Raw genomic sequence first — 26,479 nt, 5'->3', positions numbered from 1 at the left:
GTGCTGCGCCGGGTCATCCCGGTTGGAGCGGAATATTCGGTGACAGTAGCTCATTATTAGTTACGCTAACAATGAGCTATGCTCGCCAAGATGGCCGCGCCCAGCGCCGGCCGACCCGTCCGCGTCCCGCCTGGAGGTGTCGTGAGGCCCGACCGCATCAACTGGACGCCGCCTGCGCGCGCCGAGGGCGAGCCGCGGCCGCCCGCTCAACTGCGACGGATCCTGCGCCTGTTCAAGCCCTACCGCGCCCGCCTGGCGGTGGTCGGGCTGCTGGTGGCCGCCTCCGCGGTGGTCTCGGTGGTCACCCCGTTCCTGCTGCGCGCCGTGCTGGACACCGCGATCCCGCACGGCCGCACCGGTCTGCTCAGCCTGCTGGTGCTCGGCATGATCGCCGCGGCCGTGGTGAACAGCGTCTTCAACGTGCTGCAGACGCTGCTCTCCACCACCGTCGGCCAGCGGGTGATGCACGACCTGCGCACCGCCGTCTACGCCCATCTGCAGCGGATGTCACTGGCCTTCTTCACCCGCACCCGCACCGGCGAGGTGCAGTCCCGGATCGCCAACGACATCGGCGGCATGCAGTCCACCGTCACCTCCACCGCCACCTCGCTGGTCTCCAACCTGACCAGCGTGGTGGCCACGGTGGTTGCCATGGTCGCACTGGACTGGCGGCTCACCGTGGTGTCGCTGGTGCTGCTGCCGCTCTTCGTCTGGATCAGCCGCCGGGTCGGCCGGGAACGCAAGCGGATCACCTCCGAGCGGCAGAAGCAGCTCGCCGTGCTCTCCTCCGCCGTCCAGGAGTCGCTGTCGGTCAGCGGCATCCTGCTCGGCCGCACCATGGGCCGCTCCGAGTCGCTCTCCCAGGCGTTCGCCGAGCAGTCCGACCAGCTCGCCGACCTTGAGGTGCGCTCCAGCATGGCCGGGCGCTGGCGGATGAACATCATCCAGATCGTGATGGCCGCCATGCCCGCGATGATCTACTGGGCGGCCGGCCTGACCGCCGAGCACGGCGCCCCGCTGATCTCCATCGGTACCCTGGTGGCCTTCGTCTCGCTGCAGCAGGCGCTGTTCCGCCCGGCGGTCTCGCTGCTCTCGACCGGCGTCGACGTGCAGACCTCGCTGGCGCTCTTCCAGCGGATCTTCGAGTACCTGGACCTGCCGGTGGAGATCGCCGAACCCGCCGAGCCGGTGCGGCTGTCCGAGGTGCGCGGTGAAGTGCGGCTGGAACGGGTCGACTTCGGCTACGACTCCGAGCGCCCGGCCGGCACCCTGGCCGGCATCGACCTCACCGTCCCGGCCGGCGGCTCGCTGGCCCTGGTCGGCGAGACCGGCTCCGGCAAGACCTCGCTCAGCTACCTGGTGCCGCGCCTCTACGACGTCACCGGTGGGCGGGTCACCATCGACGGCGTCGACGTGCGCGACCTCGCCTTCGACACGCTGGCGGCCGCCGTCGGCGTGGTCTCCCAGGAGACCTACCTGTTCCACGCCTCGATCGCCGACAACCTGCGGTTCGCCAAGCCCGACGCCACCGACGAGGAGCTGGTGGCCGCCGCCCGGGCCGCGCAGATACACGACCACATCGCGGGCCTGCCGGACGGTTACGACACCGTGGTCGGGGAACGCGGCTACCGGTTCTCCGGTGGCGAGAAGCAGCGGCTGGCGATCGCCCGGACAGTGCTGCGCAATCCGCCGGTGCTGATCCTGGACGAGGCCACCAGCGCGCTGGACAACCGGACCGAACGGGCGGTGCAGCAGGCACTGGACGCGCTGTCGGCCGGCCGCACCACGATCACCATCGCGCACCGGCTGTCCACGATCCGCCAGGCCGACCAGATCGCCGTGCTCGACCAGGGCCGGGTGGTCGAGCTGGGGACCCATCAGGAACTGCTGGAGCTGGGAGGCCGCTATGCCGCGCTGCTGCGCCGGGAGGGCGGCGGGCAAGCTGGGCCGGAGCCGGAGCCGGAGCCGGAGCCGGAGCCGGAGCCGACGGGGCTGCTGGCGGCTCAGGCGGCCTTGGGCACCTCGTTGTAGACCTCGGCCAGCTCCTGGCCGGAGAGCGCCTGGATGGCCGCCATCACCTCGTCGGTGACCTGGCGGCGCACCCGGGCGTTGCGCTCCTGGCCGTGCAGGTGGGAGAAGTCCAGCGGTTCGCCGAACCTGACCGTCACCTTGCGGATCCGGGGGCGGCGGGTGCCGACCGGCTGGATCTCGTCGGTGCCCTCCAGTGCCACCGGGACCACCGGCACCCCCGCCTTCAGGGCCAGCCAGGCCACTCCGGTCTTGCCGCGGTAGAGCCGCTTGTCCAGCGAGCGGGTGCCCTCCGGGTAGATGCCGAACGCCTTGCCGCCCTCCAGCACCGCGAGGGCGGAGTCCAGCGCCGCCTGGGCGAGGTGGATCTCACCGCGCTGCACCGGGACGGCCTCGATGGCGTCGAAGAAGCCCCGCATCACCCGGCCCTTGAAGCCCTTGCCCTGCCAGTACTCTGCCTTGGCGAGGAAGCTGATCGGGCGCGGAGCGGTCAGCGGGATCACCACGCTGTCGATGAACGACAGGTGGTTGCTGGCCAGGATCACCCCGCCCTTGCGCGGCACGTTCTCCAAGCCCTCGATGGTGGGTCGGTAGACCGCCCTGGAGAACGGCTTGAGCAGCACCTTGGTGATGATCTTGATCATGTTTCCCTCCCGGGCACCGGACCTGTCCGGATCGGCGTTACCGGCCGGTTACTTTTCCGAAGGCCCTTTCATATCATCTGTGCCGGGCCCTTGGCTCCCGGTGACCGCGGACCGGCCAACCGCAACGCGTCGGCCGGTCAACTGCGGCGGAGCGCCGGTCATCCACGATGTGTCGGCCGGCCAACCGCGGCGCGCAGCACCGGTCAACCGCGGCGCAGGAGTCGGCCGGCCCGGCGCAGTTCGTCGTACCCGCGCCGGCTGCCCCGCGCCGCGAGCCGGTACTGAACGCCCGTCACCCCGCCGGGGAACCGGTAGCCCTCCGGGCGGTGGGCGGCGAAGTGGGCGCTGATCCGGCCGAAGAACTCACCGCGCAGCTCGGACGGGACCAGGCCGGGGGAGTCGTAGACCGTCAGTGCCTGCTTGACGGTCCGTTCGAACGCCAGGGTGCGCAGGTCGTCGAGCTCCGGGTGGCGGTCGAGGAAGGCGAAGATCGCGTCGTACTGGGCGAAGGCGTCGGCGTGCTTGGGGGAGGAGGTGGCGGTGATCGCCCCCGGCCGACCGCGGCGGTAGTTGTAGCAGGGCAGGTCCAGGTAGCGCAGCCGGGTGGCGGCCATCAGCGCCGGATAGGTGACCGAGATGTCCTCGTAGTAGCCGCGACCGAAGACGACGCCCAGCTCCTCCAGGTACGTCCGCCGGAACACCTTGTTCCACACCGACAGCACCGTGCGCAGCAGTGCCGGATGGGCCCGCAGGGTGCCGCCCTCGGGGCCCTCCAGCGGCGACCCGGCCAGCAGGTGGCGCCACGGGTTGGGCTCGGTGCTGTCGTCCGGGTACACGTGGTTGAAGCCGGTGATCAGCACGTCCAGCGGCACTTCGGCGGCGCGCTCGGCGTGCAGCTCGGCCAGCACCGCGTCCAGCGCTCCGTCCGGCAGCCAGTCGTCGCTGTCCACGAACCACAGGTACTCGCCGGTCACCTCGGGCAGCGCGGCGATCCGGGCGCCGCCCAGGCCCTGGTTCTCGGTGAGGTGCAGCACCCGCAGCCGGGGGTCCCGGGCGGCGTACTCGTCCAGGATCGCGCCGCAGCCGTCCGGGGAGAGGTCGTCGACCGCGATGACCTCGAAGTCCTGGGCCTGCTGCCCGGCCAGGATGGAGTCCAGGCAGCGGGGCAGGAAGCGCTCCACGCCGTGGACCGGGACGACGATGCTGAGGAGGGCTGGCACGCTCTTCCTGTTCTCCGGAACTGGGGCGGTCCGCCCCGGACCGGGGCGCCTGACCTGGTCACTCTACAGACGCAACGGCGACCGCCGGTGCCGCACCAGCGGGAGGCGCACGGCACCGGCAGTCGGTTGTGGCGGCCCGGCCGACCCTCAACGACCGGCCGCCGATCCCCCACCGCCTGAAGCCGGGCCGCCGCAGCGTCGAGACGGCCGGACATTGGTTCCAGGAAGTGGCGGAAGTTGTCACACAATGTGTTCGAATTCGAACGCGCAGTGCAGCTCTCGCGGGCGCGCATCTTGAAACAGATACTCCTTGGAAGAAAGGCCTACGTCAATCCCCCGTTTGCGTTCAGTATCTGAATATTGGGCGTCGGGGTGAGACGGCGAGCCAAGGAGGTCCCAAGGGGGTGCGCAAAGGGGAGCGCAAGGGTGGCACAACGACGGCGCGAGCCCGCACGCGGGGGTGAATGTCGGCTGGTCGCCCAATCGGCCGCCCGTTGGCGGAAGGTTGCACGATTGCTTGCATGACGGATCGTCAGCAAGCCGTGCGGACACATCGATGCGCAGTCGTGACCGAGGCCGGGGTACCGGATGCCACGTGACTCCTCATCACACGATACGGTGGCAAGAACACCAGGACGGTTGCGTGAGGACCGTCGCGCACGGATAGTCTTCGCCTCACGGCCCTGGCGCCTCGTAGGGGTGGGAATTACTGATGGAACACATGCAAGTGCGGACCAGGCCCCGCGTGCCGGCCATTCAGTGCGGCGCGGGTGCGGCAGGTCGGCGGATCGACCGCCACCTGTCGGTGCTCGGCGCGCCCGCGCTCTCCACGGTCGACACCGCGGAAGCACTCGGTTTGATAAGGGAGCTGACGCCCCGTGGCGTGAGCACCCAGGCGGCCCCGCGCCGCAGCACCACCCGCGTTCGGCTCCTCGCGCCGCTGCGGCGGCTCAAGCGCAGCCTGTTCGGCAGCCGGGGCTGACCCTGGCGGGGTGGCCTCCGTGGGGCCCCTGCGCCCCGGCCCGATGGGACCGGACGCGGGGTCGGTCGACCCGATGGGCAATGTCCGCCCATCGGGTCGCAGACATGCCCGGGTATGGCGAGAAGTTGTCCCGGAGCGTCGGCAGAGCGCAGGATGGGCGCCATGGCCGAGAGTTTCCAGTCCAGGATCTTCGAGATCATCACCGGCGATCGTGAGATCGCGCTCGACATCACCGAGCACTGCGCGACGTACCTCGAGGAGGTGGCGGTCGAGCGGGACGGGCTGCTCAACGTCTTCGTGCCGCACGCCACGGCCGGGGTCGCGGTGCTGGAGACCGGTGCGGGCAGTGACGACGACCTGCTGGCCGTGCTGCGCGATCTGCTGCCCCCCGACGACCGCTGGCGCCACCGCCACGGCAGCCCCGGTCACGGCCGCGACCACGTCGTGCCCGGCCTGGTCGCCCCGCACGCCACGCTGCCGGTGATCGGCGGCCGGCTGGCCCTGGGCACCTGGCAGTCGGTGGTGCTGATCGACACCAACGGCGACAACCCGCGGCGCACCGTCCGGCTCTCGTTCCTGGGGTGACCGCGGGGTGCCCGAGGACAGCCGCTACTGCGGGCCGCGGGGCACCGATGACCCGCTCCGCGCCCTGGACCTGGCCCGCCACAGCCCGGCCGCCGGTCAGGGCGAGGACAGGGGTGACGGCCCGGCCGACGGCCGGGGTGATGACCGGGGTGACGGCCCCCGCGCCGCCTGCGCGCTGTGCGGCGAACCCACCGAGTACCCAGCGGACGTGGTGGGCAGCCCACTCTGCCCGCGCTGCGCCTGGCAGCAGGCCCAGCGCGCCGCCTGCTCGGGCTGACGGCGCGCCCGCTGACTCGGGGGCTTCTGCGCCTGCCCGGCACAGGAGAGCGTCCGCAGCCGCCGGCCGGGGGCGTCCGTGGCCGGCAGGGGTTCGGAGGGCGTCCGGCGCGGGGGCGGGCAGCGGGTCCGATCGGAAGGTTCAGGGGGAGTCCGCCGTCGTGGGGCGCAGCGTCGAGCCCCGGCGGGTCTTGTGCACCAGCAGCTGGGACGGGATCCGCTGGCGCAGATCGGCGACATGGCTGACGATGCCCACCGCACGGTCCCGCTCGCGAAGCCCGTCGAGCACGTCCATGACCTCCTCCAGGGCCTGCTCGTCCAGCGTGCCGAAACCCTCGTCGATGAACAGGGTGTCCAGCGGCATGCCGCCCGCCTCGTCGGTCACCACGTCCGCCAGGCCCAGCGCGAGGGCCAGCGAGGCGAAGAAGCTCTCACCGCCGGAGAGCGTCGCGGTGTCCCGCTCGGTGCCCGTCCAGGAGTCGACCACCAGCAGCGAGAGGCCGGACCGCTTGCCGCCCGCACTGCGCTCGTCGCTGTGCACCAGGGTGTAGCGGCCGCCCGACATCCGGACCAGCCGGGCACTCGCCGCCGCGGCCACCTGCTCGAGGCGGGCCGCCAGCACGTAGGACTCCAACCGCATCTTCAGCCGGTTCTCGCCGCTGGTGCCGCCCGCCAGCTGGGCGAGCCGGCTGATCTCGCCGAACTCCGCGAGCCGGGGTGCCGCCTCCCGCGCCAACCCGGCCAGCGCCTGGCCGAGCTCGCGCAGCGCCTCGACCCGCTGGCGGGCCGCGTGCTCCGCCGCCGCGGCGGTACGCAGCGCTGCCGTCGCGGCGGCCAGGGCCGCCTGGGCCACGGCGGGCTCGGCCGGTGGCGCGGTGGCGGCCGCGGCCAACTCGGGGCGGGCCAGCGCCTGGTCGACGCCGCGCCGCTCGGCGGCCCGCTGCTCCAGGCGGTGCCGCAGGGCGGTCAGGTCGGCGGGCGGCAGCGCGGCTCCGGCGGCCTGCCGCGGTGAGGCGAAACCGGCCGCGGCGGCCGTGCGGGACAACTCCTGCTCGGCGTCCCGCAGATGCGCTGCGGCCTGCTCGGTGGCCCGGGCGGCCTGGACGGCGGCGGCCAGGGCCTGTGCCAGGCCGGTCAGCCCGGCGGCCCGGGCGGCGACCGACGGGGCGTCACCCCGGGCCGCGGCGATCCGGGAAGCCAACTCCGCCTGCTCGGCAGCCCGCTGCTCCAGGCCGGTGCTGTGGGCGACCACCCGCTCCCGGGCCTGCCGCAGCTGCTCGGTGTAGTGCTGGTGCTGCTGCTCCAAGCGCTCCCGCTGCTGGAGCAGCACGGTCAGCTCCTCGCCCGCCCGAAGCGCGGCGCGGTGCTGCTCGGTGAGCTCGCTGAGGTGCGCTGCGAGTTCGTCCACCGACTGCTCGCCGGCAGTCGCTGTCGCGGCGGCCTCGCGCAGCCGCAGCTCGGTCAGCGCCTGCTCGGCCGCGGCACGGGCCTCCTCGGCGGCCTGCTGGGCGGCGGCCGCCGCCTCCTCGTCGGCCGCGCTGACCGGCGCGGCGGGCGCGAGCGCGGGTGCCGGGTGCTCGGCGGAGCCGCAGACCGGACAGGCATGGTCCGGCCCCAGGCGGCCGGCCAGCTCGGCGGCCATGCCGTCGAGCCGGCGTTGACGCAGGTCGAGGGCGTGTTCGCGGGCCGCCAGGGCGGCCTGCTGGATCGGCAGCAGAGCGCGCTCGTCGTGGGCGATCCGGGCCCGCCACTCATCTCGCCGGCGGGCGGCCTGAGCCCGCTGCTCGGCCTCGGTCCGCTGCGCGGTGAGCTGCTCGGTGCGCAGGGCGGTCGCGCGGGCGGTCTCTTCCAGCCGCTGACGGGCCTCGGCGGTGTCCTGCTGCTCGGCCAGCCAGCGCTCCGCTTCCTCGGCCAGCTCCTCGGCCCGCCGGCGCTCGGCCGCCTCCCGCTGCTGCTCGCGGGCGAGCACGGCGGCCCGGCGCTCGTCGGCCGCGACGGCGTCGAGCCTGCCCAGCTCGGCCCGGGTGCCGGCCTCCACCTCCGCGAGGCGGTCGGCGGAGGCCTGCGGGAGGGAAGCGGCGAGCCTGGTGGGCGTGTCGCCGTGATCGGTGGAGGCGCGGGTGGCCCCGGGGGGCGCGGGCGCCTGTGCTGCCTCGCTGTGGGCGGGCTGCCCGAGGCGGGCGCTCTCCGGGACCACCGTGCCGCCGGTGCGGCAGTCGGCCGGGACCTCCGACGACGCACGCGAGTGGCACACCGTCGCCTGGCCGGCCGCGTTCCCGGCCGCCGGCCAGGCACGAGGGCCGGGCACCGTTGCCGTACCGACCGGCGACCCGTGGTGGTTCTGCTCCCAGACGCGAGCCAGGCGGGCGCGGGCCTGTGCCTCGGCAGTGCGGGCGCGCTCGTGGGCGGCGGCGGCCTGAGCGTGCTGGCGGAGCGCCGACTCCACGGTCAGCGCCGCCTGAGCCAGCGCCAGCCGCTCGCGCTCGGCAGCCTCCTGGTCGGCCGTGGCGGCCAGCCGCTCGGCGCGCCGGACCGCCTCGGCGTGCTCCGCCTGGCACCGGGCCAGCTCCTGCTGCTCCGCCAGCACACGCTGCGCGAGCTCGTGCCGACGCTCCGCTGCGGCCAGCCCCGTCGTGCGGACCGCCAACGCCTCGGCGGCCGACTCCCGCAGCACGGCGGCCCAACCGAGCGCCTCCTCCGGCGCCGCCTCAGCCGGCCAGGCCTCGCCGGCCGCCTGCTCGGTGCGGCTGATCAGCTCGCGCAACCGGTGCCGGTCGGCCTGCACGGCGGCCTCGTGCTCCCGCCGCCGCTCACCCAGCCAGGCCTCCAACTGCCGGAACCGCTCGGTGTCGAAGAGCCGGCCGAGCAGCTCCGCGCGCTGGCCCGCGTCGGCCCGGAGGAACCGCGCGAAGTCGCCCTGGGGCAGCAGCACCACCTGGCAGAACTGCTCCCGGCTCATCCCGATCAGGCGCAGCAGCTCCTCGCCGGCCTCCTGGTGCGAGCGGCTGGCCGCCCGCCAGCCGGGGGTGCCGTCGCCGGCGTCCGCCACCCACTCGCGCAGTAGGGTCTGCGCCTTCTCGACGGTGAATCCGGTGCCGCGCTTCTTCGGCCGCGGCTGCTCGGGAATCCGGGTGATCTCCAACCGGCGCCCGCCCAGGGTGAGTTCCAGCCGCACCTCGGTGAGCACCGCCGGGTCGGCGTGGTCACTGCGCATCCGGTTGGCGCGCCGGGTGCCCGGCAGCTCGCCGTAGAGCGCGTAGCAGACGGCGTCCAGCAGGCTGCTCTTCCCGGCGCCGGTCGCACCGCGCAGCAGGAAGAGGCCGCCGGCGGTGAGCGCGTCGAAGTCCACCCGCTCGCGGCCGGCGAACGGGCCGAAGGCGGTGACGGTCAGCTGATGGAGCCTCATCGGGCCAGCTCCGCCCGCTGCTGCTGGTCCGTGCGGACCTGCTCCAGACCCTCGCGCAGCCAGCCCCGCTCCCGCCCGGCCAGCTCGACGCCGGGGCGGACGTGCCGCACGAAGCTCTCGGCCACCTCCAGGTCCGTACGCCCGCGCACCCGCGAGGCGTAGGAGACCGCCCCGCCGCCGGGCTCCTCGGCCGGCTCGAAGAGCAGCTGCAGGGTGTGCGGGAAGCGCCGGCGCAACTGCTCCATCGGCTCGGCGGGGCGGCTCGGATCGGTCAGCGTCGCCTGGACCCAGCAGTCCTCGAACTCGCCGTACTCCGGTTCGGCCAGCAGTTCCGCCAGCGTGCCGCGCAGGCAGGCCAGCCGGCGGGGCACCGGGCAGTCGATCCGCTCGGCGGTCACCGAGCCGTCGGCCGCCAAGTCCACCAGCCACATGGTCTTGCGCTGCCGGGCCTCGGAGAAGGAGTACGCCAGCGGTGAGCCGCTGTACCGCAGGTGCGGGGCCAGGGTCTGGGCACCGTGCAGGTGGCCGAGCGCCACGTAGTCGATCCCGTCGAACAGCTCGGCTGGCACGCCGGCCACACCGCCGACGGCGATGTCGCGCTCGCTGTCGCTCGGTGCGCCGCCGGTGACGAAGGCGTGCGCCAGCACCACCGACCGGGTGCCCGCCGGGCGGCCGGCCAGGTCGGCCCGCACCTGCTCCAGCGCGGCGGCGAGCACGGCAGCGTGCCCGCCGCGCTCCAGTCCGTAGCGCTCCCGGACCAGCACCGGCTCCAGGTACGGCAGCCCGTAGATCGCGACCTCGCCGTGCGCGTCCGCCAGCAGGACCGGGCTGGCGACCGCCCCGGGATCGGTCCGCAGGTGGATGCCCGCCCGCCGGATCAGACCGGAACCGACGCCGAGCCTGCGGGCCGAGTCGTGGTTGCCGCTGATGAAGACGGTCGGCACGCCGAGGTCGGCGAGGCGGTGCAGCACCTCGTCGAAGAGCGCGACCGCGTCCAGGCCGGGCAGCGCCCGGTCGTACACGTCGCCCGCGACCAGCACGGCGTCCACGCGCTCGGCCTCGACCACTCGCACCAGGTGGTCGAGGAAGGCGTGTTGGGCCTCGTGGAGGCTCTCCCGGTGGAAGGAGCGCCCCAGGTGCCAGTCGGAGGTATGCAGCAGTCGCATGCGTCGACCCTAGCGGGCACCTCCGACAGAACACCGGCCTCGACCGCCTCAGCCGCCCCTGGCGACGGGTCCGCGGGGTGACGGAGGGTCGATTGTCAGTGGCAGTGAGTAGGTTCGATGGCGAAGTGACGACGACTCGACCAGTTCTCGGAGAGGACGTGGTGATCATGGAGCGGACGGTGTCCCTGGCGGTTCCGGCGCCGCTGCCGGTGGCCGGCGGCGCGGCGGTGGCGGTCGCCCTGGTGGCGGACGCGACGGACTACGGCCGGCTGCGTGCGGTCGGCCTGCCCGGCCCGGCCGACTTCGGGCGGTACCTGCGCGAGGCGGAGCGCCAGCTGCGCGGGATCGACGGTCACGGGGTGGCGGTCCATCTGCGGGTGCTGGAGCCGGTGGACTACCTGGACTACTGCAGGGTCCGCGGGCTGCGACCCGGCGCGCCGGCCGCGCGGGTGGCGTACGCGGCCGACCCGCAGCTGGCCGGCGAGCCGTTCGTCTACGCCGGTCAGCGAATGGCGCAGCTGCTGCCCGCGCTGGTCGACGACCACCTGGCCCGGGCGCGACTGACCGTGGCGCTGGCGGAGCTGGCCGAGCTGCCCGGTGCGAGGGCGGCGGTCGGGGCGGCGGAGCGCCTGGATGACGAGCTGCTGGACGGGCTCGGTGAGGGGTGCCACCGGCTGCTGCTGCGCTGGGTGCGGGCCGAGCGGCGGCAGGCCGCCGAGCAGGAGGTCCGGGTGGCCGGTGGCCGGCGGGCCGGGGGAGGGCGGCAGGCCGAGGCGTTCCGCGCGCTGCTGGCCGCGGGGCTGGCGAGCGGTGCGCGCGGCGAGCTGCTGACCGTCAGTACCGGGCCGGCCCGGAGCCGGGCGGCGCCGCGCCACACGGTGCGGGGGTGGCGGCTGGCGTGCGGTGGCCTGGCGCCGCTGGCGGCCGAGGAGCTGCGGGTGCTGCTGGCGCGGTTGCCGGACCAGCGGGCGGGGCTGGTGCGCGCGGGGTGCGGGCCGGTGCGGGTCCGCGCGGGATTCCCGTTGCGGCGGGGATCGGAGGTGCCCCACGGGACGGGAGAGTGAGGTGACGGTCCGGAGGAGGAGATGAGTACCGGTTGCGTTCGACACGTGCTGCAGTCGTGCCGCGGTTGTGCCCCATGCGGGCGCGAGGGCTGTTCATCGTCCGCCTGTTCGGGGAAGATCAACAGGTCGGAACCCGCGCAGCCCCGATCCGCCGTGCGGCCGATGACCGAACCAGCACAGCCGGATCGACCGGCCCGAGACCGGAGGGGGCCTCATGCAGCGGATCGAGTACAGCGCGGAGGTCGCTGAGCTGCTCGGCCGGGTCCGGCGGCGCCCGGCGGCCGGCTGGCCGTGGCGGCCGACGGAACCGGTGCCGCCCTGGCTCCCCGTGAAGCAGTCCTGGGGCTGGCTCTTCGCGCCGGACGGGCGGGTGCTCACGCTGATCAACCCCAGGGACGGGGTGGTCAGTCTCCCCGGGGGCTCGCTGGAGGCGGAGGACACCGGGGACCCGGGAGCGGCGCTGGCGCGGGAGGCCGGCGAGGAGGCGCAGGCGGTGATCGGTCCGGCGCACTACCTGGGCTACCTCTACGACCGGGTCGGCTCCGCCAACAACGGGCACGAGTGCGCGCGGGTGCGGATGGCCGCCGAGCTGCGTGCGGTCGGCCCGAGCAGGCCCGACCCCGCCTCCGGGCGGCACTACCGGCGGCTGCTGGTTGCGCCGGGCCTGGCGGTCGAGCTGCTGGGCTGGGGTGCGTCGGGCCTGCGCCAGGCGCGGGCCGCGGTGCGGGTCGCAGTGGCGGAGTTCGGGGTGCCGGCGGCGGCGAACGAGGAGATCGAGGAGCTGCCGGTGGCGGGGTGCGAGCTCTTCCCCGCGGAATGAGGGGGAACCGGCCCGAGGCGCGCCGCAGGGCGAACGGGCGCGTGCGGCGTACGTCCGCGCCCGGGTGCGCGGGTCGCCGCGGTCGGCCGGGATCATGTTCGGTTCTACGGGTCGACGCCGCCGGGGTCGGCTAGGGTCGGGTGCGACCGGCGGGGGCGAGCGAGCTGACGACCGAGGGGAGCCAGATGTCCGGGCCGCGCAGGGGTTTCATCCACCACGTCGAGCTCTGGGTGGACGACCTGGTGCTGGCCGAGGAGCAGTGGGCTCCCGTGCTGCTCGCCCTGGGATGCCTGCCGTTCCAGAGCTGGGACGCGGGGCGCAGCTGGCGCCTCGGCGACAGCTACCTGGTGCTGGAGCAGTCGCCGGCGTTGCGCCCCGGTGGTCATGACCGGTTGCGGGCCGGGCTCAACCACCTTGCGGTGCACGGCTCACGGGCCGCGGTGAGCGCCGCCCTGGCGGCGCGTTGGACGCTGCGGGTGGACACCGGTGGCGCAGTGCACCTCGTGGACGGCCAGGGCTTCGAGCTCGAGATCGTTTGTGACGATTAGTCACCGTTGCCACCATTCCAAGCGGCCGGCCCGCTACATCGCGGCCAACTCCACGCTCTGACAGGAGAATTCGCACCAATACCTTTGGCATGAGCACTTCCCGGGGGCGGGCGTCACTGGTACCACTGAGTAACCCCCATCACTCTCCCGTGGAGGCTCAATGCGTCTCGCTCGTGTTGTTGCTGGTGCGATCGCGGCCGCTGCCCTCGTCGCCGCCACCGTCTCCCTCGCCGCCCCCGCCAACGCGGCCACCGTCAACTACGTTGCGCTGGGCGACTCCTACTCGGCCGGCGTCGGTGCCGGCAACTACGACAGCAGCAGCGGCAGCTGCTCGCGGAGCTACAGCTCCTTCCCCTACCTCTGGGCCGCCCAGATCGGGGCCAACTTCACGGACGTGGCGTGCTCCGGCGCCAAGACCGGCGACGTCCTGAGCAGCCAGCTCTCGGCGCTCAGCTCCTCGACCACCGAGGTCAGCATCACCATCGGCGGCAACGACGCCGGCTTCGCCAACACCATGGAGACCTGTGTGCTGGCCGGCACCAGCTCGTGTCTGAGCGCGGTGTCGAGCGCCGAGTCGTACGCCCAGAACACCCTCCCCGGCCTGCTGGCCAACACCTACGCGCAGATCCACTCCCACGCCCCCAACGCCCACGTGGTGGTCCTCAGCTACCCGCACCTCTACCAGGTCCCGGGTAGCTGCCTGTTCGGCATCAGCGACACCTCCCGGACCGCGATCAACGGCGCCGCCGACATCCTGGACGGTGTGATCAACAAAGCCGCCGCCAACGCCGGATTCACCTTCGCCGACGTGAGAAGCAGCTTCGACCAGGGGCACGAGATCTGCGGCAACTCGGACCAGTGGCTGAACAGCACCACCTGGCCGATCAGCGACAGCTACCACCCGACCGCGGACGGCCAGCAGTACGGCTACCTGCCGGAGTTCTCGGCCCACGCCTGATCGCCGCCGGCCGACTGATCGGCTGACTCATCAGTCGGACGCGGCGCCGCCGGTCCCACCCGAGCACGGCCATGCGCAACGGCCATGCGGGCCACCTGTCCCGCATGGCCGTTGTGCTGCCGTGCTGTCGCCGCCACCGGTGCCGCGATGACGGCCGCCGATGGGACGTCTGCTCCATTCGGGTCAACACAGAGGGCCGCTGAGGCAATTCGTAGCGCCACATTCGGTTCGGGTGCTTCCAGGTGACGCGTCTCACTGGTACTACTCAGTAACTCTCGTAGCACCCCATGGAGGACCAATGCGTGCTGTCCGTGCTGCCACCGGTGCGCTGATGGCGAGCTCGCTTGCCGCCGGCACCCTGTTCCTCGCCGTCCCGGCCGATGCGGTCACGGTCGACTACGTTGCCCTGGGCGACTCCTACTCGGCCGGGTTGGGGGCCGGCAACTACGTCGGCAGCAGCGGCAGTTGCGATCGCAGTTACAACTCCTACCCCTACCTCTGGGCCGCTCGGCACGCATCCGGGTTCACGGACGTGGCCTGTTCCGGCGCCACCATCAGCGACGTCCTGAGCAGCCAGGTCTCGGCGCTCAGCCCCTCGACCACCGAGGTCAGCATCACCATCGGCGGCAACGACGCCGGGTTCACCGACACCCTGGAGACCTGCGTGCTGAAGGGCACCGACGAGTGCCTGAGCGCGGTGTCCGGTGCGGAGTCGTTCGCCAAGAACACGCTGCCCGGCCGACTGGCGCAGACGTACGCGGCGATCCACGCCAAGGCGCCGAACGCCCATGTGGTGGTGCTCGACTACCCGCACCTCTACCAAGTCCCGGGCGACTGCCTGTTCGGCATCAGCAACGCCTCCCGGTCCGCGATCGACGGTGCCGCGGACACCCTGGACGGTGTGATCGGCAACGCCGCCGCCAGGGCCGGCTTCAGGTTCGCCGATGTGAGAGCCGCCTTCGATGCCGGCCATGAGATCTGCGGCAGCTCCACGCCGTGGTTGCACAGCACCACACTGCCGGTCAACGAGAGTTACCACCCGACCGCGGCGGGCCAGGAGTACGGCTACCTGCCGGAGTTCGCCGCGAGCGCCTGACCCGTCGGCCACCTCGGGTGGTCACGGCCGACGACCGTGCGGGCTTCGGGGCCCGCCCGGCCGTCGTGCTGCCGGTGCGACGGACGCCCGGGTCGTGGAGCAGGGTGCGGAGCAGGCGTCGTCGGTCGATCGTTTGTGACGATTGCTTGATGAACGTCACTCAGGCGGGCCGGTCCGCCACGTCCCGTACCCAACTCCCGGGGATGCCAAGAGAATTCAACAGGGCGAATTTGGCATGAGCACTTCCAGGTGGGGCGTCCCGCTGGTACTACTCAGTTCTGCTGGGTACTACCCGGTAACTCCCGTCACTCTCCCCTCCATGGAGGACCCATGCGCTCCGCGCGTGTTCTCACCGGTGCGGTCATGGCGAGCGCCCTCGCCGCCGGCACCCTGCTCCTCGCTTCCCCCGCCAACGCTGCCCCGGTCAACTACGTGGCGCTGGGCGACTCCTACTCGGCCGGGGTGGGAGCCGGCAACTACGTCGGCAGCAGCGGCAGCTGCGAGCGCAGCTACAACTCGTATCCCTACCTCTGGGCTTCGCAGAACGCGTCCGGCTTCACGGACGTGGCCTGTTCCGGCGCCACCACCAGCGACGTCCTGAACAGCCAGATCTCGGCGCTCGACGCCTCGACCACCGAGGTCAGCATCACCATCGGCGGCAATGACGCCGGCTTCGCCGACACCATGACGACCTGTGTGCTGAGCGGCACCAGCGCCTGCCTGAGCGCGGTCGACACCGCCGAGTCGTTCGCCCGGAGCACCCTGCCGGGGCTGCTGGCGAACACCTTCTCGGCGATCGGCAACGCCGCGCCGAACGCCCATGTGGTGGTCCTCGACTACCCGCACCTCTACCAGGTCCCGGGCACCTGCCTGTTCGGCATCAGCAACACCTCGCGCAGCGCGATCGACGGCGCCGCCGACGTCATCGACGCAGTGATCAGCAGTGCCGCCGCCGACGCCGGCTTCACCTTCGCCGACGTGAGGGGCGACTTCGACGCCGGCCACGAGATCTGCGGCTCCTCCGACCAGTGGCTGCACAGCACCACGATCCCGACCAGCGAGAGCTACCATCCGACCGCGGCCGGTCAGGCCGACGCCTACCTGCCGGAGTTCTCGGCCAACGCCTGATGTCTGGCTGACCCCTCATCAGCCAGCCAGCGCCGCCGACACCGGTGGCACAGGCCGCACCACGGCCGTGCGGGCCCCCAACCCGCCCGGCCGTCGTGCAGCACCTCGGCAGCGCCGCTCAGCACGGGCCGTCGTCGGTCCAGGGCCCGTACGGCCCGCTGGAACTCGGCACTTCGTTCTGCGTCCACCACTTGGCGGTGTAGTCGTGGCCGTTGTACGACACCTTGGCGCCCGCGGTGTAGACGGCGGTGGGATTCCACGGCGGTGCGGTGCACCCGCCCGGGCCGGCAGTCGTCGGCGGCGCGGTCGTCGGCGGCGTGGTGACCGGGGTGGCACCGGCGAACTTCACCGTGTACCTGGTGAAGTCCCAGTCGTTCTGCGTCACGCCGGAACAGGAGCCCGACAGGCCCGGGTCGACCACCGGCGTGCACTGGCGGTCCCGGTTGACCGACCAGAAGGTGTAACGCGCCATCCCGTGCGAGGTGGCGTAGTCCAGCACAGTCTGGAAGTCCGCCTGGCTGAAGTACTCCGCGGCGTCGGTGCGCCCGTTCATCATGGAGACGCCCTCGTGGGCGTAGGCGGTGGCCGCGTTCCAGCCGAAGGTGGTCTGCAGGATCGAATTGAACCGGGTGAGCGCGGCGGTCTGCGCCGCGGCGCCGTTGAACCCGCCGTCGAACGGCATGATCGAGTAGTTGTCGGGCGTGAAGCCCTGGGACTTGGCCTCGTTGAGCATCTGCTGCCCGAACCAGCCGGTGCCCGCGGTGGTGCCCGCCGTGGTGATCGAGACGTACAGGCCGGGGTTGTTCGCCTGCAGGATCCTGGCGGCGCCGATCTCGTTGCGGATGGCCGTGCCGTTCTCGTACTCCGGCTCCTCCAGGTCGAAGTCGACCGCGTGCAGGCCGTACTTGGTGATCACCTTCTGGTAGCCGGCGGCGGTGGCCTCCGGGGTGCCGCAGGTCTGGCCGAGCTTGGTGCCGCCGTAACCGCCGAACGAGACCGAGACGTCCCCGCCCTTGGCACGGATCTGCGCGATGACGGCTGGCATGGTGGTGTCGGTGTCGATCGAGGAGGTGCCGCCCCAGGCCGGCGAGCAGCCGCCGCCGTCCAGGACGAACGCCAGCTGGAAGGCCTTCTGACCGGTGGCGTCCATCACCGCGCCGACGTCCGGCGGCGAGTTGTCCTCCGGCATCAGGTACGGCGCGGAGGCGTACCAGTTGCTGCTCAGCGCGGCGCCGGCCGCGGCGTTGACGGCCGCCTGGGCGGACTGTCCGCCGCCGAAGGCGGCGAGGGTGCCGGCGGCCAGACCGAGGGCGGCCGCCGCGGTCAGCGCGGTGGTGCGCCGCCGCCGGTGCCGGCCCGGCGGTGGGTGCTCTGCGGTGGGGGACTTCTGGGCGCGTTCCATGACGGGACCTCTCCGGTGGGGGAAGGCGTGCGGGCCGTTCCGCGACGGCGAAAGCAGGGGTGTGCGGAACGGATGACATGCGGGCTGCCCGGGACCGCGGGCCCGAGCGGTCGACCTCGATGGACCCGCGTGCTGAATAAAATGGACTAGACCACCCGTCAGGTCAAGGGGGTGCGCCGGGAGTTGAGGCCGCCTCGGGAACAGTGCGGGCAGGCCCGGCTCACGGCGTGTAGAGCGCCTCGATGTCGGCCGCGAAGCGCTCCTCGATGACCTTGCGGCGCAGCTTCAGCGAGGGGGTGAGCAGCCCCAGCTCCACCGTGAAGTCGCCCGGCAGCAGCCGGAACGCCCGGATCGACTCCGCTCGGGAGACCGAGGTGTTGGCGGCGGCCACCGCTCGCTGGATCTCCAGGTGCAGCTCGTCGTCGGTGAGCAACGCCCACTCGTCCATCGCCGCCCGGCGGTGCATCTGCTGCCAGTGCGACAGCGCCCGCGGGTCGAGTGTGATCAGCGCCGCGATGTAGGGCCGGTTGTCGCCGACCACCAGGCAGTGGGAGACCAGCGGATGGGCCCGCACCCGCTCCTCCAGCGCGGCCGGTGCCATGTTCTTGCCGCTGCTGGTGACGATCACCTCCTTCTTGCGCCCGACGATGGTCAGGTAGCCGTCCTCGTCCAGCCGGCCGAGGTCACCGGTGGCCAGCCAGCCGTCGTGCAGCGCCTCCGCCGTGCAGCGCGGGTGGTTGAGGTAGCCGGCGAAGACACCGCCGCCGCGCACCCAGACCTCGCCGTCGTCCGCGATCACCAGCCCGGCCCCTGGGATGGGGCGGCCGACGGTGCCGAACTTGGGGCTGTCGCCGGGGTTGGCGACGATGGCCGCGGTGGTCTCGGTCAGGCCGTAGCCCTCGTAGACGGTCATCCCGGCACCGGCGAAGAACAGGCCGAGTTCGCGGCTGAGCGTCGAACCCCCGCACATCACGTGCCGCACCCGGCCGCCGAACGCCGCCCGGATCCGCTGGTAGACCAGCCGGTCGTAGGCCAGGTGACGCATCCGCAGCGTCGCACCGGGCCCGGAGCCGCGGCCCAGGGCACGGCGCTCGTTGCCGGTGGCCCAGTCGACCGCGACCGCCATGGCCTGCTCGAACAGCTCGCCGCGACCGGCCCGTTCGGCGGCGATCCGGGCGGCGCCGTACAGGCGCTCGAAGACGTACGGGACGGCGAACAGCACGGTGGGCCGGTAGGAGGCGAGCGCGGGGAGCAGCGCTTCGGCGCGCAGCTCGGCCAGATGGGCGAGCCGGACCCCGCCGCGGAGCGCGGCCACCTGCACCATCCGTGCGTACACGTGGGCCAGCGGCAGGAAGAGCAGGGTGGCGGGCTGGCCCTCGGCCTCGAACAGCACGTTCTTCCAGCCGGCCAGCACGTTGTCGGCCTGGGCGGCGAAGTTGCCGTGGCTGAGCAGGCAGCCCTTGGGATGCCCGGTGGTGCCGGAGGTGTAGATGACGGTGGCAACGGTCTCGGGGGTGACGGCGAAGCGCTGACGGTGCACCAGGCTCTCCGGGATCCCGGCGCCCTCCGCGGTCAGCGTCCGCACGCAGTCGTGGTCCAGCTGCCAGATCCCGGTCAGTTCGGGCAGCGCGTCGCAGACCGCGCCGACCGTCATCGCGTGGTCCTCCTCCTCCACCACGCACGCCACCGCCCCGGTCTCGGCGAGGATCCACCGCACCTGCTCGGCGGCCGCGGTGGGGTAGATCGGCACCGGGATGGCGCCGATCGACCAGAGTGCGTAGTCGAACAGGGTCCACTCGTACCTGGTCCTGGACATCAGTGCGACCCGGTCGCCGAACCGCACGCCGCGGGCCAGCAGGCCCTTGGCCAGACCCAGCACCTCGTCCCGGAACCGTGCCGCGGTGACCGGCCGCCAGCGCTCGCCCTCGTTCGAGCCGCGGGCTAAGCGGACCAGCCCGGGGGTGAGTTCGGCGGTGTCGTAGACCGTGTCGGCGAGCCCGCCCGACGGGGGCTCGGCCAACGGCGGGGTGTTCTGCTCGCGCACGGTGTCCGGCCTCCCGCCCGGCGGGCCGTACACGATCCGTGGTTCGTCCGCCGATCCACCGTGACCCCGTCGCGGCCCCGGAAGCGACGGTAGCGGATCGCCGTGGCGCTGCCCAGAGAAGTGTGAATTCCCCATGGAACGGACACGATTGACGTCTAAGTATGCCAACGGTCATGCGCATGCCCACAACTGTTCAAGAATGATCCCCCAGTAGCGTCGAACGTCACACAATCCAGTAGTAAGCTCGCGCAGATCCATCGACCCGGCGTCCCGGCCCGGTCGGTTGCGGGCACACCTGACCGAGGACTCCATGCGTCTGCGCAGCAGCTCGATCCGCGCGAAGATCATCGCGCTGCTCCTGGTGCCCATCGTGGCCCTGGTCGCCCTGTGGGCCTACGCCACTCTGGTCACCACCAGTGACTTCCGGCAGCAGTTGAACGCGGCCGCCGGCTACCGCGCCTTCGGCACCCCGGTCGACGCGGTGGCCCGGGACCTGCAGGTGGAACGCCGGGCGGCGGTGATCCGGCTGGCCCGGCCCGGCGCCTCGGACGTGCAGGACGACTTCCTGAAGGCCCAGCAGACCACCGACCAGGACGTGGCCTCACTGCAGCGGGCCTTCAACGGATCGTCCGGCAACCAGCTCGGCAGGACCGAGCGAGGCCGGCTGCAGGACTTCCTCAAGTCCCTCGGCGACCTGCCCGGCCTGCGCGGCCAGATCAGTCAGGACGGCTTCTCCTGGGAGTACGCGATCGGCCGCTACTCCGACCTGGTCAAGCCCGCCTTCGAGTTCCGCACCGCGTTCCTCAGCCGGCAGTCCGGCCAACTGCCCCGCCAGGGCATGGTGCTGGTGGAGCTGAGCCGGGCCCGCGAGATGCTCGCCCAGGAGGACGCGGCGATGGAGGGCCTGCTCAGCACCGACACGCCCGGTGCGCTGGACTACCAGGCCGTCATCGACCCGATGCACGACCAGCAGGCGCTCTTCGAGATCTACATCGACGAGCTGGACCAGCCCGACCTGGGCTCCTACCAGAGCCTGCGCAGCGGCGACAACTGGCTGGCCCTCGACCTCTACGAGCGCGAGTTCCAGAGTGCCTCCCCGAGTGCGGCCGCGCACTTCATCACCGAGGCCCGCTGGAGCGCGGCCGTGACCCCGCTGCTCTCCGACCTCTCCACCGAGAACACCAAGCTGGCCACCGGCCTCGGCGAGCAGGCCCGTGCGTACGCCATGGGCCTGCTCTGGCGGGGCGTCATCGCCGGCATCGCCGGCCTGCTGGCCATCGTGGTCACGCTGCTGATCTCGCTGCGGATCGGTCGCGGGCTGGTCCGCGAGCTGATCGGCCTGCGCAACTCCGCGGACGAGCTGGCCGACGTGCGACTGCCCGCGGTGATGCGGCGGCTGCGGGACGGCGAGGTGGTGGACATCGCCGCCGAAGTGCCCGAGCTGGTGTTCGGGCCTGCCGAGATCGGGCAAGTCGGCCGGGCCATCAACGCGGTGCGGCGGGCCGCCGTCCAGGCCGCCGTCGAACAGGCCGAGCTGCGCCGCGGCGTCTCCGCCGTCTTCGTCAACCTGGCCCGGCGCAGCCAGGTGCTGCTGCACCGCCAGCTGACCCTGCTGGACACCATGGAGCGGCGCACCGAGGACCCGGGCGACCTCGAGGACCTGTTCAAGATCGACCACCTGACCACCCGCATGCGCCGGCACGCCGAGGGCCTGATCATCCTCTCCGGCGGCTCGCCCGGCCGGGCCTGGCGCAAGCCGGTCCGGATGGTCGACGTGGTGCGCGCCGCCGTCGGCGAGGTCGAGGACTACGCCCGGGTGATCGTCCGACCGTTCCCCGGTACCGGGCTGGTCGGCAGCGCGGTCGCCGACGTCACCCACCTGGTCGCCGAACTGGTGGAGAACGCCGCGGTGTTCTCGCCGCCGCAGACCCAGGTCACGGTGCAGGGCGAGGTGGTCGCACACGGCTTCGCGCTGGAGATCGACGACCGCGGCCTGGGTCTGAGTGAGCAGGCGCTCGCCGAGATCAACCAGCGGCTGGAGGTCGAGCAGCCGTTCAACCTGGCCGACACCGACCGGCTGGGTCTGTTCGTGGTCAGTCGGCTGGCCCGGCGGCACGGCATCCGGGTCAGCCTGCGGGCCTCGCCCTACGGCGGCACCACCGCCGTGGTGCTGATCCCGCGTGAACTGCTGGCCGACGTGCCCGGTCAGGGGCCGACCCCGCCGCCCGCCGCCCCCGGTGCCGAACCGCACAAGGACCGCGAGCTGGTGGCGGTGGCCGGCGGGGCGAGCGGCCCCGCGCGCCGGGTCCGGTCGCGCGGCCACGGCCGGCAGGTCACCGGACCGCAGCCGGCCGGGAGCGAGCCGGCCCGCACGCCGGGCGGACTGCCGCGGCGCCGGGCAGCCGGCGGTCCGGCGCTGGTGCCCGCACCGGGCGGCACCGGGCGGCACCGCCGCGCCGACACCTCGCCCGACACCTCGACCGAGACGGCGCCCGAGGCAGCTCCCGAGACGGCGCCCGAGAGTGCCTCCCAGGCAGCTCGGCCAGTCCGGGCGGCCCCCGAGGCCCCGGGAGCCGGTGAGCGCCCTGCCGGCGGTCTGCTGCCCCGCCGGGTCAAGCAGGCCAACCTGGCGCCGCAGTTGAAGGGCGAACGGGACCTCGGGCCGCAGTCCGCCCCGGCCCCCGCCCGCTCGCCCGAGGAGGCCCGAGCCGCCTTCAGCTCCTTCCAGCGCGGCTTCAGCCGGGGCCGCGCCGAACCCCAACGCCCGGCCCCGCGGCCGCCGACCCCGGTCGTCCGGACCGTGCCGGCGCCCGCACCGGAACCGCGACGAGCCCTGGCCTCGTCACCGATCCCGCCGGCGCTGCCGGCCACCCCTCAACCAGTACCACCCGCACCAGCGGAAGGACCTGATCGATGACCGCAATGATCCAGCCGGCCGGCGAGCTCAACTGGCTCCTGGACGACCTGGTGGGGCGGGTCGCGTCGCTGCGGCACGCGGTGATCCTCTCCAGCGACGGTCTGGCCACCGGCGCCTCGCAGGGCCTCGGCCGGGAGGACGCCGAACACCTGGCGGCCGTGGCCGCCGGCTTCCACAGCCTGGCCAAGGGTGCGGGTCGGCACTTCGACGCGGGCGGGGTGCGCCAGACCATGGTCGAGCTCGACGAGGCATTCCTGTTCATCACCGCGGCCGGCGACGGCAGTTGCCTGGCGGTGCTGGCCGATGCCGACTCCGACATCGGGCAGATCGCCTATGAGATGGCGCTGCTGGTCAAGCGGGTCGGGGAGCACCTGGCCGCCGAGCCGCGGCATCCCGCCTGATGAGCAGAACCCCGCAGGAGCCGGGCCCGCCCGCGGAACCGGACCACTGGTTCGACGACGAGGCGGGCCCGGTGGTCCGGTTGTTCTCGATGACCCGGGGGCGCACCAGACCAGCCGGCGACGAGTTCTTCGACCTGATCTCGATGATCTCGGCCCGGCCCGTCGCCGACCGGGAGGTTACCGAGCCGGCCCCGGAATTCGACCCGGAGCACCAAGCGCTGCTCCAACTGAGTGCCGACGGGCCGATATCGGTCGCCGAGCTGGGCTCCTACACCGATCTGCCGGTCAGCGTGGTGCGGGTGCTGCTCGGCGACCTGCACGCCGCGGGTCTGATCGACGTCACCCGTCCCGTTCCGCTCGCCGAACTGCCGGACGAGCGCCTGCTCCGAGATGTGATCAATGGTCTACGCGCACTCTGACCGGTCGTCGGTCGCGCCCCGCGGTCTGGCCGGGGCGCCGGCGACGGCCCTGAAGATCCTGGTCGCCGGCGGCCTCGGGGTCGGCAAGACCACGCTGGTCGGCGCGGTCAGCGAGATCCGGCCGCTGCGCACCGAGGAACGGTTGAGCGAGCTCGGCCGGCCGCTGGACGACACCTCCCAGGTCGGGGGCAAACGGACCACCACGGTGGCGATGGACTTCGGACGGATCGACATCCGCCCGGGCGTGGCGCTCTACCTCTTCGGCACCCCCGGTCAGGACCGGTTCTGGTTCGTCTGGGACGAGTTGGCGCAGGGCGCGCTGGGCGCGGTGGTGCTCGCCGACACCAGGCGGTTGGCCGACTGCTTTCCGTCGGTGGACTTCTTCGAGCAGCGTGGCATCCCCTTCCTGGTCGCGGTCAACTGCTTCGACGGTGCAGAGGTGTTCGCAGCCGAGGACGTCCGGGCCGCGCTCGACCTGCCGGCCGGTGTGCCGGTGCTGCTCTGCGACGCACGGCGCCGCGAGGACGGCAAGGAGCTGCTGGCCCGGCTGGTGGAGCACGCGATCGAGCGGCGTTGAGGCACCGTCAACCCGGTGGTCGGCGGGCTGTTCACCCGTCGGCATGGATCGCGCTGCGCTGATCTGCTTCAATGGGGTCATGCACACCACCGTGGACAGCAGCCGAGGCCGTCAGGACCTCGAGCCGTTCTGGCCGTCCCGGCAGCCGCATCTCTTCGACCAGACCTGTCCGGGTTCGCCTCGCGCGTCCCGGCTCGCCCACCGCTGATCCTCAAGTCCCGGAATCCCGACGTCCTGGGACGGTCACTCGGTGCGGACCACTGAGTCCCCGACGCGCAGACGACGACCACCCCTCGTTCTCGCGCGAAAGAGCTGTCATGCCTTCTTCTACGGCCACCCTGACCCCGCCCGCCACCCCGCAGCTGCGGGCGTTGCGAGCGGTCACCAACCAGCCCACCGCCACCCCCCGCCGGCAGTCGTCGGCAGCGGAACTGCCGCCTCCGGCACCGGAGTTGATCGGCGCCCTGCCGGTCGGCGCCACCGTGGTCGCGACGGTTCCGCAGTCCGCCCTACCGCCCGGCCTGCTCGCCCAGTACGGAGCCCAGGCGGACCAGCCGGGCGGGGTTCGCCCGCTGGTCGGCTACCTGGTGCTGGTGCCCGCCGAATCGGCGCCGGGCGCCGTCTCCGCTCCGGCCGCCGTTCCAGCGCCGGGCGCCGTCTCCGCTCCGGTGCCGGCCGCCGTCTCCGCGATGGCACCGGTTGCCGCGGTGCCGGCCCCGCGCCCTGCCGTCCCGTCCGCCCGCGGCATCAGCGTCGACCCCGACCGGCGGACCGCCTACGTCGACGGCCAGTCCCTCGAACTCACCTATCTGGAATTCGAGTTGCTCGCCCATCTGACCCGCCATCCGCACCGCGTGCACACCCGGGACCACCTGGTCACCGCCGTCTGGGGCTACGGTCACGTCGGCGACGGCCGCACCGTTGACGTCCATGTCGCCCGGCTGCGCCGCAAGTTGGGCGCCGCCTACCGTGGCAGTATCGTCACGGTGCGCAGGGTCGGTTACAAGTATGCCCCGAACGTGCGCAGCTGAGATATCGTCAGTCCCCCGGTGTCCGGCCCCTGAGCAGCAGGGGCCGGACACCGGGCCTCCCCGCCGCGCCCGTTGGCAGGCCGGCGCGGCGTCAGGCGCTCAGCCGGTCGATCTCGGCCAGCTCCTGGTCGGTCAGCGGCCCGGCCGCCAGCGCGTTGAGGTTCTGGTCGAGCTGGGCCACACTGCTGGCCCCGATGATCACCGACACCACCCGGGGGTCCCGCAGCACCCACGCCAGCGCCAACTGGGCGAGGGTCTGCCCGCGTTGCCCGGCCACCTCGTTCAACGCCCGCAGCTGCTCCAACTTGGCCGGGGTGAGCGCCTCCCGCCGCAGGAAGTGCCCCACCGACATCCGGGAGCCGGCCGGCACCTCGCCCGTGAGGTAGCGATCCGTCAGCAGGCCCTGTGCGAGCGGGGAGTAGGCGATCAGGCTGGTCTGGGTGTCACCCACCGCCGCCAGCACGCCCTCCCGTTCGGGGCGCCGGTCCAGGATCGAGTAGGCGCTCTGGTTGAGCAGTACCGGCGCGCCCAGCTCGCGCAGGATCGCCACCGCCTCCCGGTGCTGCTCCGCCGGGTAGTTGGAGATCGCCGCGTACAGTGCCTTGCCCTGCTGTACCGCACTGGCCAGCGCGCCCATGGTCTCCTCCAGAGGCGTGTCCGGGTCGTGGCGGTGCGAGTAGAAGACGTCGACGTAGTCCAAGCCCATCCGGACCAGCGACTGGTCCAGGCTGGCCAACAGGTACTTGCGGCTGCCGCCGACGCCGTACGGGCCCGGCCACATGTCGTAGCCGGCCTTGCTGGCGATGAACAGCTCGTCGCGGTACGGGCGGAAGTCCTGGGCGAACAGGTAGCCGAAGTTGCGCTCCGCGGAGCCGTACGGCGGGCCGTAGTTGTTGGCCAGGTCGAAGTGGGTGACGCCGCGGTCGAAGGCCCGGCGCAGCACCGCGCGCTGGACCTCCAGGGGCTGCGCGTCGCCGAAGTTGTGCCACAGGCCGAGCGACACGGCGGGCAGCTGGACGCCGCTGCGCCCGGCGCGGCGGTAGGTCATCGAGGCGTAGCGGGAGTCGGCCGCGAGATAGGTCATGGCGGTCATCCTGCCAGCTCGGCACCGCCGTGACGGGCGGCCAGCAGCTCCGGGAGCCCCCGCATGTCGTCGAAGAGCACCGTGCCGGGGCCGGCCAGCCGCTCGGCCGGCATCACCCCGCCGGTGTAGCCGAACGAAGGCATCCCGGCCGCCCGGGCCGCCGCCAGGCCGTGCGGGCTGTCCTCCACCACCACGCAGGCGGCCGGATCGGCGCCCAGGGTGCGGGCCGCGTGCAGGAAGAGGTCGGGGGCGGGCTTGCCGCGCGCCACGTCCTCGGCGCCGCTGAAGATCCGCCCCGCGAACCGCTCGTAGAGCCCGGTCAGGCCCAGTCCGGTGCGCAGCCAGTGGTGGCTGCTGTTGGAGGCCACGCAGCTGGGCAGGTCGATGGCGGCGAGCGCCTCGGTGACGCCGGCCACCGGGGCCAGCCGCTCCTCGGCCAGCTTGCGGTGCAGCGGTCGGTACGGCTCCCACCAGTCGGCGGGCAGCGAGCGGCCGAGCAGCCCCTCCAGCACCGCCGTCTTCGTGCCGTGCGAATGCCCGACGAAGCTGTCGATGATCTCCTGTTCCGTCATCGGCAGCCCGAGGTCGGCCAGTGCCACCTTGTCGACGGCGACGCCCAGCGGCTCGCTGTCGATCAGCACACCATCGCAGTCGAAGATCACCAGTTCGATCATCCCTGCACC

23 protein-coding genes are annotated in these 26,479 nt (G+C 72.7%); 15 read left to right on the top strand and 8 right to left on the bottom strand.

The genetic code is table 11. The annotated features are described in order from the left end of the window. The first annotated feature begins 141 nt into the window (after positions 1–141). A complete protein-coding gene (locus tag LN042_RS22035; RefSeq protein WP_230053025.1) occupies positions 142–2,031 on the top strand; it encodes an ABC transporter ATP-binding protein in 1,890 nt (629 codons plus the stop codon). On the opposite strand, the gene LN042_RS22030 is transcribed toward LN042_RS22035, so the two are convergent. Next, positions 2,004–2,672, bottom strand: a complete 669-nt coding sequence (locus LN042_RS22030) for a lysophospholipid acyltransferase family protein (protein WP_230053024.1) — start codon at positions 2,670–2,672, stop codon at positions 2,004–2,006. The genes LN042_RS22035 and LN042_RS22030 overlap by 28 nt on opposite strands. Positions 2,673–2,875: 203 nt before the next feature. Then, positions 2,876–3,892 (bottom strand): glycosyltransferase family 2 protein, encoded by a 1,017-nt coding sequence (locus LN042_RS22025; RefSeq protein ID WP_230053023.1) that lies wholly within the window; start codon positions 3,890–3,892, stop codon positions 2,876–2,878. A gap of 712 nt (positions 3,893–4,604) precedes the next feature. Here LN042_RS22025 and LN042_RS22020 point away from each other — a divergent pair. The 3 genes from LN042_RS22020 to LN042_RS22010 all read left to right on the top strand — a co-directional run bounded on the left by LN042_RS22020 (position 4,605) and on the right by LN042_RS22010 (position 5,736). Next, positions 4,605–4,874 (top strand): hypothetical protein, encoded by a 270-nt coding sequence (locus LN042_RS22020; protein WP_230053022.1) that lies wholly within the window; start codon positions 4,605–4,607, stop codon positions 4,872–4,874. Between the two features lie 162 nt (positions 4,875–5,036). Continuing rightward, a complete protein-coding gene (locus LN042_RS22015; RefSeq protein WP_230053021.1) occupies positions 5,037–5,459 on the top strand; it encodes a secondary thiamine-phosphate synthase enzyme YjbQ in 423 nt (140 codons plus the stop codon). Between the two features lie 7 nt (positions 5,460–5,466). Next, positions 5,467–5,736 (top strand): hypothetical protein, encoded by a 270-nt coding sequence (locus LN042_RS22010; RefSeq protein WP_230053095.1) that lies wholly within the window; start codon positions 5,467–5,469, stop codon positions 5,734–5,736. 141 nt (positions 5,737–5,877) lie between these two features. On the opposite strand, the gene LN042_RS22005 is transcribed toward LN042_RS22010, so the two are convergent. Further along, positions 5,878–9,141 (bottom strand): AAA family ATPase, encoded by a 3,264-nt coding sequence (locus tag LN042_RS22005; protein ID WP_230053020.1) that lies wholly within the window; start codon positions 9,139–9,141, stop codon positions 5,878–5,880. Further along, entirely contained in the window at positions 9,138–10,307 is a 1,170-nt protein-coding gene (locus LN042_RS22000; RefSeq protein WP_230053019.1) for an exonuclease SbcCD subunit D, read from the bottom strand. Before LN042_RS22000 ends, LN042_RS22005 begins: the two co-directional genes overlap by 4 nt. Positions 10,308–10,474: 167 nt before the next feature. Here LN042_RS22000 and LN042_RS21995 point away from each other — a divergent pair, with 167 nt between their 5' ends. The 6 genes from LN042_RS21995 (at position 10,475) to LN042_RS21970 (ending at position 15,921) form a co-directional block, all read left to right on the top strand. Then, positions 10,475–11,371 (top strand): DUF8829 domain-containing protein, encoded by an 897-nt coding sequence (locus LN042_RS21995; protein ID WP_230053018.1) that lies wholly within the window; start codon positions 10,475–10,477, stop codon positions 11,369–11,371. Positions 11,372–11,585: 214 nt separating this feature from the next. Beyond that, positions 11,586–12,191, top strand: coding sequence for an NUDIX hydrolase (locus LN042_RS21990; RefSeq protein WP_230053017.1), 606 nt, complete (start codon positions 11,586–11,588; stop codon positions 12,189–12,191). 185 nt (positions 12,192–12,376) lie between these two features. Beyond that, positions 12,377–12,739 (top strand): VOC family protein, encoded by a 363-nt coding sequence (locus LN042_RS21985; RefSeq protein ID WP_230053016.1) that lies wholly within the window; start codon positions 12,377–12,379, stop codon positions 12,737–12,739. A gap of 160 nt (positions 12,740–12,899) precedes the next feature. Next, positions 12,900–13,697: an SGNH/GDSL hydrolase family protein gene (locus LN042_RS21980; protein WP_230053015.1), complete on the top strand. Its 798-nt coding sequence runs from the start codon at positions 12,900–12,902 to the stop codon at positions 13,695–13,697. A gap of 298 nt (positions 13,698–13,995) precedes the next feature. Further along, positions 13,996–14,793 carry an SGNH/GDSL hydrolase family protein gene (locus LN042_RS21975; RefSeq protein ID WP_230053014.1) on the top strand — a complete coding sequence of 266 codons (798 nt, stop codon included), beginning with the start codon at positions 13,996–13,998 and terminating at the stop codon, positions 14,791–14,793. A gap of 330 nt (positions 14,794–15,123) precedes the next feature. Beyond that, positions 15,124–15,921: an SGNH/GDSL hydrolase family protein gene (locus LN042_RS21970; protein ID WP_230053013.1), complete on the top strand. Its 798-nt coding sequence runs from the start codon at positions 15,124–15,126 to the stop codon at positions 15,919–15,921. Between the two features lie 118 nt (positions 15,922–16,039). Here LN042_RS21970 and LN042_RS21965 read toward each other — a convergent pair whose 3' ends face one another. Then, positions 16,040–17,323 (bottom strand): carbohydrate-binding protein, encoded by a 1,284-nt coding sequence (locus LN042_RS21965; protein ID WP_230053012.1) that lies wholly within the window; start codon positions 17,321–17,323, stop codon positions 16,040–16,042. 220 nt (positions 17,324–17,543) lie between these two features. Then, a complete protein-coding gene (locus LN042_RS21960) occupies positions 17,544–19,367 on the bottom strand; it encodes an AMP-dependent synthetase/ligase (protein WP_230053011.1) in 1,824 nt (607 codons plus the stop codon). Between the two features lie 310 nt (positions 19,368–19,677). Here LN042_RS21960 and LN042_RS21955 point away from each other — a divergent pair, with 310 nt between their 5' ends. From LN042_RS21955 to LN042_RS21935, 5 genes are all read left to right on the top strand, one after another. Next, positions 19,678–22,284, top strand: a complete 2,607-nt coding sequence (locus LN042_RS21955; RefSeq protein ID WP_283843882.1) for a sensor histidine kinase — start codon at positions 19,678–19,680, stop codon at positions 22,282–22,284. Continuing rightward, entirely contained in the window at positions 22,281–22,685 is a 405-nt protein-coding gene (locus LN042_RS21950; RefSeq protein WP_230053010.1) for a roadblock/LC7 domain-containing protein, read from the top strand. Before LN042_RS21955 ends, LN042_RS21950 begins: the two co-directional genes overlap by 4 nt. Beyond that, a complete protein-coding gene (locus tag LN042_RS21945; RefSeq protein ID WP_230053009.1) occupies positions 22,685–23,104 on the top strand; it encodes a DUF742 domain-containing protein in 420 nt (139 codons plus the stop codon). Before LN042_RS21950 ends, LN042_RS21945 begins: the two co-directional genes overlap by 1 nt. Further along, positions 23,085–23,681, top strand: coding sequence for a GTP-binding protein (locus tag LN042_RS21940; RefSeq protein WP_230053008.1), 597 nt, complete (start codon positions 23,085–23,087; stop codon positions 23,679–23,681). Before LN042_RS21945 ends, LN042_RS21940 begins: the two co-directional genes overlap by 20 nt. Before the next feature lie 317 nt (positions 23,682–23,998). Further along, complete coding sequence (locus tag LN042_RS21935) at positions 23,999–24,712, top strand: winged helix-turn-helix domain-containing protein (RefSeq protein ID WP_230053007.1); 714 nt, start codon at positions 23,999–24,001, stop codon at positions 24,710–24,712. A 91-nt stretch (positions 24,713–24,803) separates the two neighbouring features. On the opposite strand, the gene LN042_RS21930 is transcribed toward LN042_RS21935, so the two are convergent. Together LN042_RS21930 and LN042_RS21925 are read right to left on the bottom strand one after the other, a co-directional pair. Then, a complete protein-coding gene (locus LN042_RS21930; protein ID WP_230053006.1) occupies positions 24,804–25,796 on the bottom strand; it encodes an aldo/keto reductase in 993 nt (330 codons plus the stop codon). Between the two features lie 5 nt (positions 25,797–25,801). Further along, entirely contained in the window at positions 25,802–26,470 is a 669-nt protein-coding gene (locus LN042_RS21925) for an HAD family hydrolase (protein WP_230053091.1), read from the bottom strand. Between the last annotated feature and the right edge of the window lie 9 nt (positions 26,471–26,479).

The sequence above is a fragment of the Kitasatospora humi genome, from assembly GCF_020907985.1.
GTDB classification, from domain to species: Bacteria; Actinomycetota; Actinomycetes; order Streptomycetales; family Streptomycetaceae; genus Kitasatospora; species Kitasatospora humi.
Note: the sequence above shows the minus strand (reverse complement) of the source record. Positions and strands in the feature narration are given on the sequence as shown.

Bases quoted from the DNA above. Each gene is read 5' to 3' on its own strand.
- LN042_RS22000 (WP_230053019.1), bottom strand. From the start codon at position 10,307: ATGCGACTGCTGCATACCTCCGACTGGCACCTGGGGCGCTCCTTCCAC.
- LN042_RS21980 (WP_230053015.1), top strand. From the start codon at position 12,900: ATGCGTCTCGCTCGTGTTGTTGCTGGTGCGATCGCGGCCGCTGCCCTC.
- LN042_RS21935 (WP_230053007.1), top strand. From the start codon at position 23,999: ATGCCTTCTTCTACGGCCACCCTGACCCCGCCCGCCACCCCGCAGCTG.
- LN042_RS21970 (WP_230053013.1), top strand. From the start codon at position 15,124: ATGCGCTCCGCGCGTGTTCTCACCGGTGCGGTCATGGCGAGCGCCCTC.
- LN042_RS21925 (WP_230053091.1), bottom strand. From the start codon at position 26,470: ATGATCGAACTGGTGATCTTCGACTGCGATGGTGTGCTGATCGACAGC.
- LN042_RS22030 (WP_230053024.1), bottom strand. From the start codon at position 2,672: ATGATCAAGATCATCACCAAGGTGCTGCTCAAGCCGTTCTCCAGGGCG.
- LN042_RS22015 (WP_230053021.1), top strand. From the start codon at position 5,037: ATGGCCGAGAGTTTCCAGTCCAGGATCTTCGAGATCATCACCGGCGAT.
- LN042_RS21930 (WP_230053006.1), bottom strand. From the start codon at position 25,796: ATGACCTATCTCGCGGCCGACTCCCGCTACGCCTCGATGACCTACCGC.
- LN042_RS21975 (WP_230053014.1), top strand. From the start codon at position 13,996: ATGCGTGCTGTCCGTGCTGCCACCGGTGCGCTGATGGCGAGCTCGCTT.
- LN042_RS21985 (WP_230053016.1), top strand. From the start codon at position 12,377: ATGTCCGGGCCGCGCAGGGGTTTCATCCACCACGTCGAGCTCTGGGTG.
- LN042_RS22020 (WP_230053022.1), top strand. From the start codon at position 4,605: ATGGAACACATGCAAGTGCGGACCAGGCCCCGCGTGCCGGCCATTCAG.
- LN042_RS21945 (WP_230053009.1), top strand. From the start codon at position 22,685: ATGAGCAGAACCCCGCAGGAGCCGGGCCCGCCCGCGGAACCGGACCAC.
- LN042_RS21990 (WP_230053017.1), top strand. From the start codon at position 11,586: ATGCAGCGGATCGAGTACAGCGCGGAGGTCGCTGAGCTGCTCGGCCGG.
- LN042_RS21995 (WP_230053018.1), top strand. From the start codon at position 10,475: ATGGAGCGGACGGTGTCCCTGGCGGTTCCGGCGCCGCTGCCGGTGGCC.
- LN042_RS21955 (WP_283843882.1), top strand. From the start codon at position 19,678: ATGCGTCTGCGCAGCAGCTCGATCCGCGCGAAGATCATCGCGCTGCTC.
- LN042_RS21965 (WP_230053012.1), bottom strand. From the start codon at position 17,323: ATGGAACGCGCCCAGAAGTCCCCCACCGCAGAGCACCCACCGCCGGGC.
- LN042_RS21940 (WP_230053008.1), top strand. From the start codon at position 23,085: ATGGTCTACGCGCACTCTGACCGGTCGTCGGTCGCGCCCCGCGGTCTG.
- LN042_RS21950 (WP_230053010.1), top strand. From the start codon at position 22,281: ATGACCGCAATGATCCAGCCGGCCGGCGAGCTCAACTGGCTCCTGGAC.
- LN042_RS22005 (WP_230053020.1), bottom strand. From the start codon at position 9,141: ATGAGGCTCCATCAGCTGACCGTCACCGCCTTCGGCCCGTTCGCCGGC.